Below are 17035 nucleotides of genomic sequence, written 5' to 3'. Positions count from 1 at the left end.
ATGATGAATAATTCCACCATGCTGTTTCTATTACTGCTGACGCCGCTGGCCTTCTCGCTACTGACCTTTGCCTGTCGGCTGCTGGGCAATGCGGCGCGGGCCTGTGTAACGCTGCTGCACTTTGTCGGTATCATGCTGCTGCTGGCAGTTTCCCTGTGGGTGGTGATGCAGGTGTACCAGCAAGGCGATATTCTGGCTGCCGGGCGCTGGCTGCACCTGGATAGCCTCAGCGCCCTGTTCCTGGCGATCCTCGGCATCATCGGCTGCCTTACCGGGCTTTACTCTATTGGCTATATGCGCCATGAGGTCGATGAAGGCGAGATATCGGTAGCGACGTTGTGCCACTACTACGGCTTCTTCCACCTGTTCCTGTTCACCATGCTGCTGGTAATCACCAGCAATAACCTGATCCTGATGTGGGCGGCTATCGAAGCCACCACGCTTAGCTCGGCGTTTCTGGTGGGGTTGTACGGGCAGAGCTCCTCGCTGGAAGCGGCCTGGAAATACATCATTATCTGTACCGTCGGGGTGGCCTTCGGGCTGTTCGGTACCATTCTGGTGTACGCCAACGCGGCCAGCTTTATGCCCGATCCCAACGACGCCATCTTCTGGACGGAAGTGCTCAAGCACGCCACGCAGTTGGATCCGATGCTGATGCATCTGGCGTTTGTGTTCATCCTGATTGGCTTTGGCACCAAAACCGGGCTGTTCCCGATGCACGCCTGGCTGCCGGACGCCCACAGTGAGGCACCAAGCCCCACCAGCGCCCTGCTCTCTGCCGTGCTGCTCAACTGCGCGCTGCTGATCATTATCCGTTACTACATCATTATCAGCACCACGCTGGGGCATGGCTTTACCGGCACGCTGTTGATGGTGTTTGGCTTCCTCTCCGTCGCGGTGGCGGCCTTCTTTATTCTGGTGCAGCGCGATATTAAACGGCTGCTGGCCTACTCCAGCGTAGAGAACATGGGGCTGATCGCCGTGGCGATCGGCATCGGTGGTCCGCTGGGTATTCTGGCGGCGCTGCTGCATATCCTGAACCACAGCCTGGCAAAAACCCTGCTGTTCTGCGGCTCCGGCAACGTACTGCTGAAGTACGGCACCCGCGATATTACCGTGGTGAAAGGGATGCTGAAATGCATGCCGTTCAGTGCCGTGCTGCTGGCCGGGGGGGCCTTAGCGCTGGGCGGTATGCCGCCGTTCAACATTTTCCTCAGTGAGTTTATGACGGTCACCGCCGGGCTGGCGGCTGGCCATATTACGTTGACCATCGTCTTGTTGCTGCTGCTGACGGTGGTGTTGGCCGGTTTGGTCCGCATGGTGGCCAGCGTGCTGTTCGGCGACAAGCCAGAAGAGGTCAACAAAGGCGAACTGGGGATACTGACGACCTTACCGATGCTGATCCTGCTGGTATTGATGCTGGTAATGGGCACCCATATCCCGCAACCGGTCAGCCGACTGCTGGAAAACGCGGTCCACATCGTGATGAACAACAAGCCTGGCACTCATGGCCAGCCATTGAGCTGGCCATGGGCCGTTCAGAATCATTCCTCTGCGGCCGAACCTCAGGCAGGAGAAGTAAAGTGAGCTACGAAACCCACGTATTGACCCTCAACAACGACGAGAAACTCGGCAAAGGCTACCTGGCCAAAGTGCGCGAGAAGTTCCCCTCCGCTCTGCTGGATGCCGAGTGGCAAACCGCCAACCAGGTCACCATTACGGTCAAGCTGAACTCATTACCCGAGATTGTGGAATACCTCTATTACCCGCTAGGCGGTTGGTTGCCGGTGCTGTTTGGCAATGACGAACGTACCTTGACCGGGGACTTCGCCGTCTACTACGTGCTGTCGATGGAGGAGGGAGAAAAGTGTTTTATCACCGTCAAGGCTCAGGTTAGCGCCATCACGCTGGAGTTTCCGTCGGTTACCCCACGCGTTCCCGCCGCCGTATGGGGCGAGCGCGAAATCCGCGATATGTACGGTTTGATCCCAGTAGGGTTGCCGGACGAGCGCCGTCTGGTGCTGCCGGACGACTGGCCGGACGATCTTTACCCGCTGCGTAAAGACACCATGGATTACCGCCAGCGCCCTGAGCCAACCACCGATGTGGAAACCTACCCGTTTGAAAATGCGGCCACCGGCGAGTCGCGTGTGGTGCCGATCGGGCCGATGCACATTACCTCCGACGAGCCGGGGCATTTTCGTCTGTTTGTTGACGGTGAACGCATTGTCGATGCCGACTATCGGCTGTTCTACGTGCACCGTGGCATGGAAAAGCTGGCCGAAACCCGTATGGGCTATCAGGAGGTCACCTTCCTGTCCGACCGGGTCTGCGGGATCTGCGGCTTTACCCACAGCGTGGCCTACACCACCTCGGTGGAAAATGCGTTGGGGATCTATGTACCACCCCGCGCCCATGCCATCCGCAGCATTCTGCTGGAGGTCGAACGGCTGCACAGCCACCTGCTGAACATCGGGCTATCCAGCCACTTTGTCGGCTTCGATACCGGCTTTATGCAGTTCTTCCGCGTGCGTGAAAAATCGATGACCATGGCGGAGCTATTGACCGGATCGCGTAAAACCTATGGGCTCAACCTGATCGGAGGCGTACGCCGCGACATCCTGAAAGAACAGCGAGTTAAAACCATCAAGCTGATCCATGAGATGCGTGCCGACGTGACGCAACTGGTAGAGATGCTGCTCGGCACGCCGAATATCGAGCAGCGCACCAAAGGCATTGGCCTGTTGGATCGGCAGATCGCCCGCGACTACAGCCCGGTGGGGCCGATGATCCGAGCTAGCGGCTTCAAACGCGATATGCGCTTTGACCATCCTTATGCCAACTACGGTTCATTGCCGAAAACGCTGTTCACCTTCGACGGCTGCGACGTCTATTCGCGTGTGATGGTGCGCGTGCAGGAAGTGCTGGATTCGCTGGCGATGATCGAATATGGCCTGGATAACCTGCCGGGCGGCCCACTGCTCACGGAAGGTTTTCGCTATCAGCCGCACAAGTTTGCCTTGGGCTATGCCGAAGCCCCGCGCGGTGAAGATATCCACTGGAGCATGCTGGGGGATAATCAGAAACTGTTCCGCTGGCGCTGCCGGGCGGCCACCTACGCCAACTGGCCGGTGCTGCGTTATATGCTGCGCGGCAATACGGTTTCCGATGCCCCGCTGATTATCGGCAGCCTCGATCCCTGCTACTCCTGCACCGACCGCGTCACGCTGATCGATATCAACAAGCGTAAAGCGAAGACCGTGCCGTACAAGGAGATTGAACGCTACGGGATCGAACGCACCCATTCACCGTGCAAGTGAGGGAGACAGCATGCTGAAACTGTTTAAAACCATCCTGAAGGCCGGTGAAGTTACGGTGAAATACCCGTTTAAACCGCTGGAGGTGTGCCCGGGGTTTCGTGGCAAGCCAGAGTACGATCCTGAGCAGTGTATCGCCTGCGGCGCCTGCACCGTGGCCTGCCCAGCGAATGCGTTAACCATGGAAACCCATGAGGCCAGCGGCGAGCGCGTCTGGCAGTTGTTCATTGGCCGTTGCATCTTTTGCGCACGCTGTGAAGAAGTTTGCCCGACTAGAGCGATCCGGCTGTCGGAAGAGTTTGAAATGGCGGTGATGCACAAGCCCGATCTGTATATCCGCGCCACCTTTACCCTGCTCAACTGCCGTAGTTGCCAGCAGCCCTTTACGCCAACCAAATCGGTGAATTACGCCCTGGCGTTGCTGGCCCACGCGGGCATGGGAGACGATAGCATCGCAGCCTTACGGCCACAGTTCGAGACCTGCCCCGCCTGCAAGCGTAAACAGGCTCTGAGCCAGCATCGGCCGATGAAACTGAGCCAGCCGGCGGGAGCGAAATAATATGACGATGCCCGATATCAAGGTTAATCATCACCGCAACACGCCGATCACCGTTGATGAACAGACCGCCAAACTCAAAAGCAAGCTGCTGAAGGATATCAAACGCTCGGCCTACGTTTATCGCGTGGACTGCGGCGGCTGCAACGGCTGTGAGATCGAGATCTTCTCCGCCATCACGCCGGTATTTGATGCCGAGCGTTTTGGCATCAAGGTGGTCCCCTCACCGCGCCATGCCGATATTCTGCTGTTTACCGGCGCGGTCACCCGGGCCATGCGCGTGCCCGCGCTCAGAGCTTACGAATCGGCACCCGATCCAAAAATCTGTATCTCTTACGGGGCCTGCGGCTGTGGCGGCGGGATTTTCCACGATCTGTACTGCGTCTGGGGCGGCAGTGAGTCTATCGTACCGATTGACGTGTGGATCCCTGGTTGCCCACCGACGCCCGCCGCTACTCTCTACGGCTTTGCCGTGGCCCTGGGCCTGCTGGAGCAAAAGCTGAAGGGCGAAAACCACCTTGAGCAGGTAGGCGAAAAGGCAGCATTGCTGCTTCCGGGCATCCCGCTGCATACCCGCGTACTGATTGAACGCGAGGCTCGCCGTCTGGCGGGCTACTACCAAGGCCGTATCATCAGTGAGCGTTTCCTCTCTCTGTTGGCCGGAGCCAGCATGGATGCGGCCACGTTGCGCCTTGAAGAATGGTTGAAACAGGAAAACGACCCTCGTCTGCGCGAGATTGTCGCTTGCCTGATTGACTGCCTGCAACAGGAGCTGCCCCATGCAAAATGAAGGCAAGGCGGTGTTCTGGTCGTTACGCCAGAAGTTTCTTGATAGCGATGACGACATGCCTGCCCAGGCGCAGCAGGTGATGTATTACTCGTTGGCGATTGGCCATCACGTGGGGGTGATTGACTGCCTGAACACCGAGTTGAGCTGCCCATTGCCGCAATATCAAGCCTGGGTTGAGCTGTTCCCGGAAGGTGAAGCTCAACGCAAGATGCGTGGCCTGCTGACCTTTGGCGAAATCACCATCGACTCCACCCACACCAGCCTGCTGGCCAATGCCCTGGCCCCGTTGATTGATAGCCAACCGGCTCCCTTTAGCGAATGGAGTACCAAGCTGCTCGGCTTGCTCGCCGAGATTGAGCGCGAGCCTGCTATCTATCTGATTGTGAAAAAGGTGACGAACCCATGAATGTCGTCCTTACCGTAGGCAATAGCATGATGGGTGACGACGGTGCCGGGCCATTGCTGGCGGAAATGATGGCTGACACGCCAATCGAGGGTTGGATCGCCGTCAACGGCGGTTCCACCCCCGAAAACGTCACACATCAGATCCGCGATCTTAAGCCCAGCCGGTTGGTGATTGTCGATGCCACCGATATGGAGCTGGCTCCTGGCGAAATCCGTATCGTCAATCCTGACGATATTGCCGAGATGTTCTTTATGAGCACCCACAATATGCCGCTCAATTTCCTGATTGATCAGCTACGTGAAGATATTGAGGAAGTGATATTTCTCGGCATTCAGCCGGACGTGGTGATGTTTTATTTCCCGATGACGGAGAAAGTGATGCAAGCGGTACGGGTGATTTATCAGCGGCTATCAATATGGGATACGGGAGAAGGTTTTGAGCCGTTGTAAACCTCTGCCAATGATTATCGAGTAATACAGGCGTGCCATTAATCCACATCAAGTCAGCGTGGCACAATTTATGCTTCAAATAAGTGAGACACATTTTTCGTCACCGCGGAGATTTTCAGGCCCAGTGACGTGTTGAGCAATGTCGAACAGGTTTAAACAAGGAGTGCTGGAGATGAAAACAGTCATCACGGTCTGCCCCTATTGCGCTTCAGGTTGCAAAATCAACCTGATAGTCGACAACGGCAGGATCGTTAAGGCCGAAGGCGCTAACGGCGTGACCAATCAGGGCGAGCTATGCCTGAAAGGGTATTACGGCTGGGATTTCGTTCACGATACCAAGATCCTGACGCCACGGCTGAAAACGCCGATGATCAGGCGGGAACGAGGTGGCAAACTGGAGTCGGTGTCCTGGGAAGAGGCCATTGAGTTCGCCAGTTCACGCCTGCTGGCCGTTAAAGAGAAATACGGCCCGAATGCGATTATGACGACCGGTTCCTCACGTGGGCCCGGTAACGAAGCCAACTATGTGATGCAGAAATTTGCTCGCGCCACCGTCGGTACCAACAATATCGACTGTTGTGCACGCGTCTGACACGGCCCCTCGGTTGCAGGTCTGCAGCGATCGGTCGGTAACGGCGCCATGAGTAACTCAATCTGCGAGATTGAGGATACCCAGTGTATTTTTGTCTTCGGCTATAACGCCGCGGACTCACATCCTATTGTCGCCCGCCGCATTCTCAAGGCGAAGGAGAAAGGAGCCAAAGTCATTGTTTGCGATCCACGCTATATCGAAACGGCGCGTATTGCGGATATCCATTTACCGTTGAAAAACGGTTCCAACATCGCCCTGATCAACGCGCTCGCTCATGTGATGATTGAGGAGAACCTGTACGATCAGGCGTTTGTTGAGCAGCATACCGAGCAGTTCGACGAGTATCGCGCCATCGTGGCGGACTACCCACCGGAGTCGGTTGAAAAAACCACGGGCCTCACCGCCCAGCAAATCCGTGAAACGGCACGCATGTATGCCAGCGCGCCGACGGCCACCATCCTGTGGGGCATGGGCGTCACCCAGTTCTATCAGGGCGTGGAAACCGTGCGTGCGCTGACCAGCCTGGCGATGCTGACCGGTAATCTGGGCAAGCCGAACGTCGGGGTTAACCCGGTGCGCGGGCAGAATAACGTTCAGGGTGCCTGTGATATGGGCGCGTTGCCAAACACCCTGCCCGGCTATTTCCAGGTCACGGATGCCGAGGCACGGGAAAGGTTTGCCAACGCATGGGGGATCGACGCGATGCCTGCCGAGATCGGCTATGCGTTGAGCGAAGTGCCGCACAATATCGACCATGGCAAACTCAAAGCGCACTACATCATGGGGGAAGATCCGCTGCAAACGGAGCCGGATTTAGCCACCATCCGTAGAACCTTTGAGAAGCTGGATTTGCTGATCGTGCAGGATATCTTCATGACCAAAACCGCCGCAATTGCCGACGTTGTTTTCCCGGCAACCTCCTGGGGCGAGCATGAAGGAGTGTATACCGCGGCAGACCGCGGCTTCCAACGCTTCTATAAAGCGGTGGAGCCGGTGGGCGATGTGAAGACGGACTGGCAGATCATCAGCCTGATGTCGACGGCCATGGGTTACCCAATGCACTACAACAACACGCAGGAAATCTGGGACGAACTGCGCGAGCTATGCCCACTTTACTATGGCGCTACCTACGAGAAGATGGCGGATCTGGCCTACATTCAGTGGCCATGCCCAACGTTGGATCACCCAGGTACCCCTTATCTGTACGAAGGCGGGGAATTCTCTCGGCCCGGTGGCAAAGCGGAGTTCTTTACCTGTGAATGGGCTCCGCCGATCGATCAGCTCAGCGATGAGTTCCCGTTCGTGCTGTCGACGGTACGCGAAGTGGGCCATTACTCCTGCCGTTCGATGACCGGTAACTGTAAGGCACTGGTCGCGTTGGCCGATGAACCGGGCTATGTGCAAGTCAACTCGGAAGACGCCGCACGGCTAGGGATTGAGGATCAGGCATTGGTGTGGGTACGCTCCCGTCAGGGCAAGGTCATTACCCGCGCCAACGTCAGCGAACGTCCTAACCGGGGTGCGATCTACATGACCTACCAATGGTGGATCGGTGCCTGTAACGAGCTGGTGGCGGAAAACCTCAGCCCGATAACCAAAACGCCGGAATACAAATACTGTGCCGTGCAGATTGAGCCAATTAAGGATCAAGGGCAGGCAGAACACTATGTTCAGCAGGAGTACAGCAAGATCAAACAGCGCCTCCGCGAGGCCGCTGCCGGCTAATCTGTAAAAGCCGAACCTCAGGGACGAGGTTCGGCTTTCCACGCATCTCTCACCACCCGCTATTCATCCTCACACTTCTGCCAGTGGCTGCCATACTAAAATTCCTAATAGCCGATTTATCCCGTGGCTAACAACCCCGTACAATACCCCTTTCCTTTGTAACGGATTGATCGTTTTCAACGATCGGTCTGATCTTATTGATCTGTACAACCAATTATCTTTGTCTTTCCGCCCCCTATAAGATCGCCTTTTATCGTTCTCTGGGATATATCAGCAAAATATGACGTTCGCGATGAGTGCTGGCAAGGCCGTGTTACCTGACCGTCGCTTGCCCAACGGACTACTGCACCGCGATCGGGTACAGCGCATCCTGGTGATCAAGCTGCGTCACTTTGGTGACGTTTTGCTGACCACGCCGTTGCTCAGTACGCTGCGCGCCAATAACCCCAACGCCCTGATTGACGTGCTGGCGTATGACGGTACCGAGGCGATGCTGGCGGGCAATCGGGATGTCTATCTGACCTATACCGTCGATCGCAGCCTAAAACGGCAGAGCTGCAAGGCACAGTATCGCGGTGAGCAAGCCCTGTGGAACAGTCTCAACACTGGCCACTACGACCTGGTGATTAATCTGTCCGACCAGTGGCGGGCGGCGTTGTATTGCCGCTTTCTCAAACCGACGTTCAGCCTGGGGTTTGCTTACCCCAAGCGTAATAACCGGCTGTGGCGGGCTTGCCATTCGCTGTTGGTGCCGGTGGACGGACATGATCAACAACACACCGTGCTCAATAATCTCTCTATTCTGGCCCCGCTGGCCTTACCCACCTTGGTGACCAAGGTGACCCAGGCTTACCGGCAGCGCGATGTCGATGAGATTGACCGCCTCAGCCAACATCATCACCTGACGGATTTCGTGCTGATCCAGCCTACTGCGCGCTGGGCGTTCAAAACCTGGTCGGTGGCGGGATTCACACGGGTTATCGACCATCTCACCGCCAGCGGGGAAACCGTGGTGCTGACCTGCGGGCGTTCTGCCGATGAGATCGCCTTGATAGCCACCCTTCTGGCCCACTGCGCCATGCCACAACGGGTGGTCAATCTGGCCGGTCGCCTGGACCTGCCGGAGCTTGCCGTCTTGATCGATCGGGCGAAGCTGTTTATCGGGGTGGATTCGGTAGCGATGCATATGGCCGCCGCCTTGCAGACGCCTTCCGTCGTGCTGTTCGGCCCCAGCAATCTGCAACAGTGGTCGCCCTGGCAGGCTCCGCACGTGCTGTTATGGGCAGGCAACTACCGCTCATTACCACACCCCGACGAAGTGAACACCGCTACCCCGGAACGTTATCTGCACGCCATTCCCGCCAGTGAGGTTATCCGGGCCATAAACCGCCAGCTCACCTGCCTGGAAATCCCAACTTCCCGCACGGTGAATGACACCGTGTTTGATTAACCCTGATTTGAGCCACTCCATGCCATCCACCGAACCCTGTTCCGTATCGTTACTCTCCCCTGCCCGCCTTCGGCTGTTTGGCTTCACGGCGTTTTTGCTCGGCGTATCCCTGCCGACCTCCAATGCGCTGATGAATGCTTCGCTGGTGTTAGCGGCGCTATGTCTGCTTTGGCAGCGTGACTTTCGCCAACTGATGCCTTTGCTCAAACAACCGCTGGTGTGGCTGCCAGCATTGATGTTTGCACTGCTGGCAGCCTCGTTATTGACCCAGCACCACGAATACGGCCCGAAGATGGTCGGCAAGTATCAAAAGCTACTGTTTGTACTTCCTCTGGCATTGTTCTTTCTCAGCAACTCCAAGCTTATCACCCGCTTTATCAGCGGTTTTCTGATCGCCAATGCCGTGATACTGGCGATCAGCCTGATTTCGGGGGTCGGGCATGTAACGCTGGGTGGCCTCGATCCGCAGAATCCAACGGTGTTTAAACTGCAGATAACCCAGAACGTGTTTATGGCGTTTGCTGCATTGATATGGCTAACCCGCGCTTTTGCGCAATCAGGTGCGCTGCGTTGGTGCTATGGGGCATTGGTTCTACTGGCAACGGCGAACGTACTACTGATGGTACAGGGGCGTACCGGCTATGTGGCGCTATTGGTCGGCGTGGGGCTTTGGTTACTGCTGACGCTACCCCGCTGGCAGCGGCTGGGGGTACTAGCCTGTGGTTTGCTGCTGGCCATTATGCTGATTTTTATCCCCAATAGAGCGACGGAGCGCCTGACGCTCGGCCTTGCTGAGGTACGCAATTGCGTGTTGGCCCCGGCAGAGCAGGCCTATCAGGCTTGCGACAACTCGATGGGACAGCGCACCGCCTTTGCCCGCGAATCGCTGCGCCTGATAAAACAGGCCCCACTGCTGGGTAACGGGGCCGGGAGTTTCTGGTATGGCAATGCGCAGACCGGTTACGGCGTGCATAACCCGCACAATGAATACCTGCTGGAAACGGTACAAAATGGCTTGCTGGGGCTGGCGTTGTTTCTGGGGTGGATGTGGTGCTGCTTCCGAGCAGCCTGGCGGCAACCAACAGCCTGCCGCAACCTGCTGGTTGCCGTGCTCGGCAGTTATCTTGCCTGCCACCTGTTCAACTCGTTCCTGCTCGATTCCGCCGAGGGGCATCTGTTTATGGTGTTGGCTGCCGTGCTGGCAGGCTACCGGGTTGTTCGGCAGCCTAAGTAACCTCAACCGTCTTATTGTGTTATGGGGCGCCGTATGCTACCCCCGTTTTCAATCTGGCCTGCGGTTAATTCAGTTTGGCTTTGGAAAAATCACTGCCCATCAAGCTGACGCTATAGCCACTAACGTTGCTGCGCGTGGCATAGAAGGTTTTGCCATTCGCCAGGGCAATCCACGGAGCCTGCTGGTAGAAGATTTCCTGCGCCTGACCGTAGAGTTTTGCACGTTCGGCAGGGACGCTAGTCAACCTGGCCTGCTGTACCAGACCATCATAGGTTTTATCGCACCAGCGCGCGGCATTCGAGCCGGTTTTGATGCTGTTGCAACCCAGCAGCACCTCGGCAAAGTTATCCGGATCGCCATTATCAGACATCCAGCCAAACAGCGCGGTGTCATGCTCGCCCTTACGCATACCGGCGAGATACTCTCCCCACTCGTAAGAGACGATTTTCGCCTTCACGCCAACCTTTTCCCAGTCGCTTTGCAGCATTTCCGCAATACGCTTGGAGTTCGGGTTATACGGGCGCTGAACCGGCATTGACCACAGCGTGATCTCAAAGCCTTTTTCCAGCCCGGCCTGTTTCAGCAACGCCTTGGCTTTTTGCGGATCGTAGCCGTAATCCTGCAGGTCTTTATCAAAGCCCAGCATATTTGGCGGCAGCGGCGATTTCGCCACCGTGGCAGAACCTAAAAACACCGCGTTAACTATCGCCTTTTTGTCAGTGGCATAGTTGAGGGCTTGGCGTACCAGCACGTTATCCAGCGGTTTTTTCTCGGTGTTAAACGCCAGGTAACCAACGTTCAGTGCATCCACCTTATGCAGGGTCAGATCTTGGTTTTTATTGATTTCATCAAACTGGACCGGAGCCGGTGCGGGGATAATCTGGCACTCGTTGGTCTGGAGTTTCGCCAGGCGCGTCTGTACGTTCGGCGTTATGGAGAAGATCAGATGCTTGGTCGGCACCTCTCCATCCCAGTAATTAGGGTTGGCAGCATAGCGGATCAGTGAATCGACTTTATACTGCTGCAAAACGTAAGGGCCGGTGCCGATTGGCCAGGTGTCCACGTATTCTGGCGTGCCTTTTTTCAGCATCGCATCGGCGTATTCGGCAGAAAGGATCGACGCAAAGTCCATCCCCCAATCTGCCAGAAACGCGGCGTTCGGCTCGCTCAGAACGAACTGAACGTGGTAATCGTCCAGCTTTTTCACTTCCTTAATCAGCGTATCCAGACCTACGTCGTGGAAATATTCGTAATTACCCTGCGAAACCTTGTGGTATGGGTGATTGGCGTCTTTCTGGCGTAACACCGAGAACACCACGTCATCGGCGTTAAAATCGCGGGTCGGCTTGAAGTTTTTGTTGCTGTTGAATTTCACCCCTTGGCGCAGGGTAAAGGTGTAGGTTTTGCCGTCTGGGGAAATTTTCCATTCGGTTGCCAATGACGGCGTTGGCGTGTTGTTAACCGGATCGAAATTGATTAAACGGTTATACAGCACCTGCGAGCTGGCAACGAACGTTGGGCCAGAGCTGGCAATCTGCGGGTTGAACGACTCCGGTGACGCCTCGGAGCAATAAATCAGCGTATCGTTGGCTGCCGCCATGGCAGCACTTGCCGGTAAGAGTGTGCTCAGCGCCAGCGCGAGCAGCGTTTTCCCTGTAGACATGGTCATCGCCTTGTTTGACTTTTTTCAGGCGACAATCTCAGCACGGACGGGGAACCCAGGCAAATAACCAATTGCTCTCAGGTTATGCCAAAACCGTTGTTTTTGCTGTTTTATTCAGCTAAGCGGGCGCAGCAATGCCACGCCCCAACAAAGTGAACACCCTTAGCTCAGCAGTAGCCCATCATCATCCAGCTTTTCGCCACGAGTTTTCTCAAACATCGCCAACAGATCGGTAACCTGCATGTTCGCCCGTTGCTCACCGACAACATCTAGCACCACCCGCCCCTGGTGCAACATCACGGTTCGATGGCCATGATCCAAAGCCTGGCGCATGGAGTGTGTCACCATCAGTACCGTCAATTGCTGCTCGGCGACAATGCGGTCGGTCAGCGCCAGCACAAAAGCCGCCGTTTTAGGATCGAGCGCGGCGGTATGCTCATCCAGCAAGAGCAAACGAGAAGGCTGTAGCGACGCCATCAACAGACTGACCGCCTGACGCTGCCCGCCAGACAGCAGGCCCATGTGATCCCCTAAACGATTCTCCAGCCCCAGTTCCAACGTGGCCAACTTGTCTCGGAACAGCTGCCGCTGTTTGCTCTTGACCGCCCGCTGAAATCCTCGCATTTGACCGCGCTGCAGAGCCAGTGCCAGATTCTCCTCAATGCTCAGCCCCTCACAGGTTCCCGCCAGTGGATCCTGGAATACACGGGCAACCATACCGGCACGACGCCAGGCGGGCATCAGGGTAACGTCCTGTTCATCAATAAACACTTGGCCACGATCGGGGGTAATATCACCGCTGACCGCATTGAGCAGCGTAGACTTCCCTGCCCCGTTACTGCCAATGACCGTCACAAACTGCCCTGCCTCAATATTCAAAGACAGGCCACGTAATACCGGGTTCTCCAGCGGGGTTCCAGGGTTAAAGGTTTTAAACAACTGCTCGGCACGCATCATGATGGCTGCCTCCCCCGCTTGCTTTTCAATTTTTGTTTCAACTTCGGCAGGACCAGCGCCAACGTAACCAGTAGCGCGGTGATCAGATTCAGATCCTGCGCCTGCAAGCCGATAAAGTCTGCATTCAGGGCCAGAGCGATCATCAAGCGGTACAGCAATGCCCCTAACAGGGTCGCCATAGTGATCAGGAACAGGCTACGGGCAGGCAACAGCGTCTCACCGATGATCACCGCCGCCAGCCCGACGACGATGGTGCCGATCCCCATGGAGATATCCGCACCCCCCTGAGTCTGTACGTACAGCGCCCCCGCCAGCGCTATCAGCGCATTGGACACCGCCATGCCGATCACCGTCAGCCGACTGGTCGCAATCCCCTGAGCGCGCGCCATCCGCGGATTCGCTCCGGTAGCCCTCAGCGCAAGGCCGACTTCTGAGGTCAGGAACGCGTCGAGCGCCAGTTTGACGACGACGACCACCACCAACAGCAATAACGGCTGGATCAGCCAGGCGTTGTCCTCAACCTGGCTGATAAAAGGAGTGAAAACGCTGGGTAAGCCGATCAGGGCCAGGTTTGGCGCGCCCATAATGCGCAGGTTGATGGAATACAGGGCAATCATCACCAAAATGCTGGCCAGCAGTTGCAAAATACCGAGCCGCACGTGCAGCCAGGCCGTCAAACAGCCGGCACCGGCACCCGCGATAGCCGCCAGCAAACATGCCAGCCAAGGGTTATAACCGCTGACAATCATCACCGCGGCAACCGCGCCCCCTAAAGGGAAGCTGCCATCGGCCGTCAGATCGGGAAAATTGAGCAAGCGAAAGGAGATCAATACGCCCAACGCGACCAGCGCAAAGATCAGGCCGATCTCCAAAGCGCCCATCAGGGAAATTAACGACATGCGTACCTCATAAACAGCTTGGCCCGCCACCTGCGGCAGGCCATTTACACCCGATGTAAACCATCATTCAACGCAGATCGTTATTTGATGACTTCTTGTGCTGATTGCACCAGTTCCGCTGGCAGAGTGACCCCCTGCTTCTGGGCGGCGGCAGGGTTCACGCTCAGGCTGAGCTTGTTACCTACCTCAGGAGCTATGGCACCTGGCTTTTCGCCCTCTAACAGACGGACGACAATTTTACCGGTCTGACGGCCCAGATCGTAATAGCTCATCCCCAACGCCGCAGCTGCGCCACGTTTGGCAACGCTATTGTCACCGGCGATCAACGGGATTTTAGCCTGATTGGCAATGCCGACCAGCGACTCGTAGGTAGAGATAACGTTGTTATCGGTATTGGTGTAAATCACGTCAACTTTACCCACCAGGCTTTTGGCCGCTGGGGCTACGTCGATAGTACGTGCGGCAGGAACCTCAACCAGCGTCATCCCGCGTTTGGTTAATTCATCTTTCAGCTCTTTAACCACCACCGTCGAGTTGACTTCCCCTGGGCTGTAGACCATGCCGACCCGCTTGGCATCGGGTTTAACCTGCAAGATCAGATCGACCTGTGGGCCAATGGCGACGCTGTCTGAAACGCCGGTAACGTTGGTGCCACTCGGCTGCCAGCTACTGACCAGCTTGGCCGCCACCGGGTCGGTTACCGTAGTAAACACCACCGGAATGGTCTTGGTAGCCGCCACCACGGACTGCGCAGCAGGCGTTGAAATCGCCACTATCGCATCGGGCTTGTCACCGATAAATTTACGCGCAATCTGCCCAGCGGTGGCCGTATTTCCCTGCGCGCTTTGGAACTGGACCTTGACCTTATCCTTGTCATACCCCGCAGCCTTTAGCTCATCAATCACCCCATCACGGGTGGCATCCAATGCCGGATGGTCAACGATAGAGAGGATCGCCACGGATTTCGGCGCAGCCGCGTAACTGCTGACAGCAAATAAAGCGGCGGCGAGAGCTACAAAAATATTTTTATTATTCAAAGGCATGGTCATATCCTTTTCAAGTTGGCGTGGGTGCCAGAGGGGGTGATTAATCATCCTAGCACAGTGTTTTATCGCCATCTATCGGATAACGTTTTGTTATCATGTGGTTAACATACAGAATGAGAAGAAAACACTCGGGCCGCTTACATGGGGCAGTGATTCGGGTCACAAACCGCCACTTTTGGCCTCTGGTTGTTCGATGCGTAGGCCATTAAACAGCGCCCACAACCCGCGTAGCGAGCGGGTAATGGGCACCGATAAGAACACATTAACCGCGGCGCTCCCTACCCAACCGCTGCCGATCATATTCACCGGAGCGCTAATAAATCGGATGACATCGTGGATCACATCCCCCGATTCTACATGGCCGCCAGGTGAACAAATCAGGAAATTAATCGGCGCGGAGGACTCGTCAGACAACTCCAGCAGCCTTGCAACAGTCACCAGCCAGCCGGCAAATAACCAAACAGTGACGCAATTGCATAGACCGCACTTCCCAGATACAGCAGTACAATACTCACCTGCAACAGCGGATGCGTGATCCAGTTACATTGCCAGAGCGGTATCTGGTCGCCATTTTTGCGGGCACCTCGCAAAATCAGTATCGGCATGATCGACAAGATCACGCCACTGAATACACCGGCGAAATACAACGCATTGACGAAAGAAACCAGACCACTGTAGGCCAGCGCGAACGGTGGCAAAACGACCACCATCAACACGCCGAAGCGGCGCAACGGCCGTTCGTCGTCCCCCAGCCTGAATTTATCGAAAATATTACTCACGAAGCTGCCGCCCAACCCCCAGTAGGATGTCAGCATGGCACATAGCGCAAAGATATTGGCAGAGAAGAAAGCCCATTGGCCGAGCGCCTGCCCCCACGAGATCGTCGCCACGTCAGAAATATTACCCAACCCACTGAGCGCGATCACCGACATCGGCACCACTGCCAACAGCACAAAAGTCGTTACCATCCCGACAATAATGGCCTTGGGAAGTTGTTCTGGCTTATTCGCAAAACCACGCGCCATCTCAGGCACAATATATTGGGCAGAAAAACAGAACACCACCACACTGAATACGGGCACCATAAAGAGCCAATCACCGTCAAGCAGGTTGCGCATCTGGGTGGTCTCTTTCAATAGCGTCGCGATAACCAGAGCGCTCAACATGACAACCATGCCGATACTGATAAACTTTTCGCCACGACCAATGGCCTTCAAGCCGAGATACAGAACCAACGCCGCTGGGATAAAAAAAAGCAGGCTGCCGAGCGCAGGCGAAATGCCGAGCAGGGATTGCAATAATTTGCCGCTACCAGACATGTAAGCGGTAAGCGCGCCGATACTATTGACACATACTGAAGCGAACATGACCCATGAAGCAAAACCACCGACATAGCGCCGCGCCAAGCCGCTTAGCTGCAGATGTTCTCGGGTACGAAGGGTGGATTCAGCGACATACAGCATAGAGATGGTGGTTACACAGCCAACCAGTACCAACCAGAATAGCAAAGGTAAATAACCTGCTTTACTGGAAGCGTACGCGATAGAAAGCACGCCTGCACCGATATTAGTGCCGACGATCATTGCGACCCCTTCAAGAAAAGTCAGTGATTTGACGGGTGCAAGAGTCCGTTCCCCTGCGGCTAATGCCGGGGAAATGCCGATGTTTTCGCAAGACATATATCATCCTTTGATACCCGGTAGCGTTAATGACCAGGAAAAGTTAGCGTCTAGAGGGTTGGTTGTTACTTTTCATTCACAAAAATGAAACAACCTCACTTGGTTATACAGTGTACGGCCCTATAAACGAGTGCCAATCACGATTACTTGAGGGATCCAATTGTGTTCTTTAAGGGGGAATTATTATTGCAGCGATTCAGCGAACAGCCTGATGGCAAGCGGCATCGCGACTGTGTGACGCGAGCCGCACCAGCGATCTTTGTGCTTCGGGC

At 55.9% G+C, this 17035-nt stretch carries 15 protein-coding genes; 9 read left to right on the top strand and 6 right to left on the bottom strand.

Features of this window, described 5'->3' with window-relative positions:
* The first annotated feature begins 3 nt into the window (after positions 1 to 3).
* From AC6HVW_RS09895 to AC6HVW_RS09855, 9 genes are all read left to right on the top strand, one after another.
* Entirely contained in the window at positions 4 to 1587 is a 1584-nt protein-coding gene (locus AC6HVW_RS09895; RefSeq protein WP_071680840.1) for a hydrogenase 4 subunit F, read from the top strand.
* Positions 1530 to 3320, top strand: a complete 1791-nt coding sequence (locus AC6HVW_RS09890) for a hydrogenase large subunit (RefSeq protein WP_497569371.1) — start codon at positions 1530 to 1532, stop codon at positions 3318 to 3320. Before AC6HVW_RS09895 ends, AC6HVW_RS09890 begins: the two co-directional genes overlap by 58 nt.
* 10 nt (positions 3321 to 3330) lie before the next feature.
* On the top strand, positions 3331 to 3876 hold the full coding sequence (gene hyfH / locus AC6HVW_RS09885; RefSeq protein WP_071680620.1) for a hydrogenase 4 subunit H: 546 nt from the start codon (positions 3331 to 3333) through the stop codon (positions 3874 to 3876).
* A gap of 1 nt (position 3877) precedes the next feature.
* Entirely contained in the window at positions 3878 to 4663 is a 786-nt protein-coding gene (locus AC6HVW_RS09880; RefSeq protein ID WP_071680621.1) for an NADH-quinone oxidoreductase subunit B family protein, read from the top strand.
* A complete protein-coding gene (locus AC6HVW_RS09875) occupies positions 4653 to 5069 on the top strand; it encodes a formate hydrogenlyase maturation HycH family protein (protein WP_021178427.1) in 417 nt (138 codons plus the stop codon). The genes AC6HVW_RS09880 and AC6HVW_RS09875 overlap by 11 nt, the downstream gene beginning before the upstream one ends.
* Positions 5066 to 5518 (top strand): hydrogenase maturation peptidase HycI, encoded by a 453-nt coding sequence (gene hycI / locus AC6HVW_RS09870; protein ID WP_071680622.1) that lies wholly within the window; start codon positions 5066 to 5068, stop codon positions 5516 to 5518. The genes AC6HVW_RS09875 and hycI overlap by 4 nt, the downstream gene beginning before the upstream one ends.
* Before the next feature lie 172 nt (positions 5519 to 5690).
* On the top strand, positions 5691 to 7835 hold the full coding sequence (gene fdhF / locus AC6HVW_RS09865; protein ID WP_081050626.1) for a formate dehydrogenase subunit alpha: 2145 nt from the start codon (positions 5691 to 5693) through the stop codon (positions 7833 to 7835).
* Positions 7836 to 8127: 292 nt separating this feature from the next.
* The gene (gene rfaQ / locus AC6HVW_RS09860) at positions 8128 to 9285 is read left to right on the top strand and encodes a putative lipopolysaccharide heptosyltransferase III (RefSeq protein WP_254698900.1); all 1158 of its coding nucleotides are present in this window, start codon (positions 8128 to 8130) and stop codon (positions 9283 to 9285) included.
* 19 nt (positions 9286 to 9304) lie between these two features.
* Complete coding sequence (locus tag AC6HVW_RS09855; protein ID WP_497569370.1) at positions 9305 to 10519, top strand: O-antigen ligase family protein; 1215 nt, start codon at positions 9305 to 9307, stop codon at positions 10517 to 10519.
* Positions 10520 to 10583: 64 nt separating this feature from the next.
* Here AC6HVW_RS09855 and AC6HVW_RS09850 read toward each other — a convergent pair whose 3' ends face one another.
* The 6 genes from AC6HVW_RS09850 to AC6HVW_RS09825 form a co-directional block, all read right to left on the bottom strand.
* Positions 10584 to 12182 carry an ABC transporter substrate-binding protein gene (locus AC6HVW_RS09850; RefSeq protein ID WP_021804857.1) on the bottom strand — a complete coding sequence of 533 codons (1599 nt, stop codon included), beginning with the start codon at positions 12180 to 12182 and terminating at the stop codon, positions 10584 to 10586.
* Positions 12183 to 12344: 162 nt separating this feature from the next.
* On the bottom strand, positions 12345 to 13139 hold the full coding sequence (locus AC6HVW_RS09845) for an ABC transporter ATP-binding protein (protein WP_071680626.1): 795 nt from the start codon (positions 13137 to 13139) through the stop codon (positions 12345 to 12347).
* Positions 13136 to 14038, bottom strand: coding sequence for an ABC transporter permease (locus AC6HVW_RS09840; protein ID WP_021178435.1), 903 nt, complete (start codon positions 14036 to 14038; stop codon positions 13136 to 13138). Before AC6HVW_RS09840 ends, AC6HVW_RS09845 begins: the two co-directional genes overlap by 4 nt.
* Positions 14039 to 14118: 80 nt before the next feature.
* The gene (locus AC6HVW_RS09835) at positions 14119 to 15081 is read right to left on the bottom strand and encodes an ABC transporter substrate-binding protein (protein WP_024485282.1); all 963 of its coding nucleotides are present in this window, start codon (positions 15079 to 15081) and stop codon (positions 14119 to 14121) included.
* 162 nt (positions 15082 to 15243) lie between these two features.
* Positions 15244 to 15522, bottom strand: coding sequence for an ATP-dependent Clp protease proteolytic subunit (locus tag AC6HVW_RS09830; RefSeq protein ID WP_254698899.1), 279 nt, complete (start codon positions 15520 to 15522; stop codon positions 15244 to 15246).
* On the bottom strand, positions 15519 to 16763 hold the full coding sequence (locus tag AC6HVW_RS09825; RefSeq protein WP_071680628.1) for an aromatic amino acid transport family protein: 1245 nt from the start codon (positions 16761 to 16763) through the stop codon (positions 15519 to 15521). The genes AC6HVW_RS09830 and AC6HVW_RS09825 overlap by 4 nt, the downstream gene beginning before the upstream one ends.
* Between the last annotated feature and the right edge of the window lie 272 nt (positions 16764 to 17035).

The organism is Serratia sp. NCCP-200 (assembly GCF_059697885.1).
The sequence above is the reverse complement of the archived record's forward strand: the minus strand, read 5'-3'. Positions and strand labels throughout refer to the sequence as shown.

Excerpts from the sequence above, each read along its gene's own strand:
- rfaQ (WP_254698900.1), top strand. The coding sequence starts at position 8,128 with ATGAGTGCTGGCAAGGCCGTGTTACCTGACCGTCGCTTGCCCAACGGA.
- AC6HVW_RS09875 (WP_021178427.1), top strand. The coding sequence starts at position 4,653 with ATGCAAAATGAAGGCAAGGCGGTGTTCTGGTCGTTACGCCAGAAGTTT.
- AC6HVW_RS09890 (WP_497569371.1), top strand. The coding sequence starts at position 1,530 with ATGGGCCGTTCAGAATCATTCCTCTGCGGCCGAACCTCAGGCAGGAGA.
- AC6HVW_RS09850 (WP_021804857.1), bottom strand. The coding sequence starts at position 12,182 with ATGTCTACAGGGAAAACGCTGCTCGCGCTGGCGCTGAGCACACTCTTA.
- AC6HVW_RS09840 (WP_021178435.1), bottom strand. The coding sequence starts at position 14,038 with ATGTCGTTAATTTCCCTGATGGGCGCTTTGGAGATCGGCCTGATCTTT.
- AC6HVW_RS09825 (WP_071680628.1), bottom strand. The coding sequence starts at position 16,763 with ATGTCTTGCGAAAACATCGGCATTTCCCCGGCATTAGCCGCAGGGGAA.
- hyfH (WP_071680620.1), top strand. The coding sequence starts at position 3,331 with ATGCTGAAACTGTTTAAAACCATCCTGAAGGCCGGTGAAGTTACGGTG.
- AC6HVW_RS09855 (WP_497569370.1), top strand. The coding sequence starts at position 9,305 with ATGCCATCCACCGAACCCTGTTCCGTATCGTTACTCTCCCCTGCCCGC.
- AC6HVW_RS09895 (WP_071680840.1), top strand. The coding sequence starts at position 4 with ATGAATAATTCCACCATGCTGTTTCTATTACTGCTGACGCCGCTGGCC.
- hycI (WP_071680622.1), top strand. The coding sequence starts at position 5,066 with ATGAATGTCGTCCTTACCGTAGGCAATAGCATGATGGGTGACGACGGT.
- AC6HVW_RS09845 (WP_071680626.1), bottom strand. The coding sequence starts at position 13,139 with ATGATGCGTGCCGAGCAGTTGTTTAAAACCTTTAACCCTGGAACCCCG.
- AC6HVW_RS09835 (WP_024485282.1), bottom strand. The coding sequence starts at position 15,081 with ATGCCTTTGAATAATAAAAATATTTTTGTAGCTCTCGCCGCCGCTTTA.
- AC6HVW_RS09880 (WP_071680621.1), top strand. The coding sequence starts at position 3,878 with ATGACGATGCCCGATATCAAGGTTAATCATCACCGCAACACGCCGATC.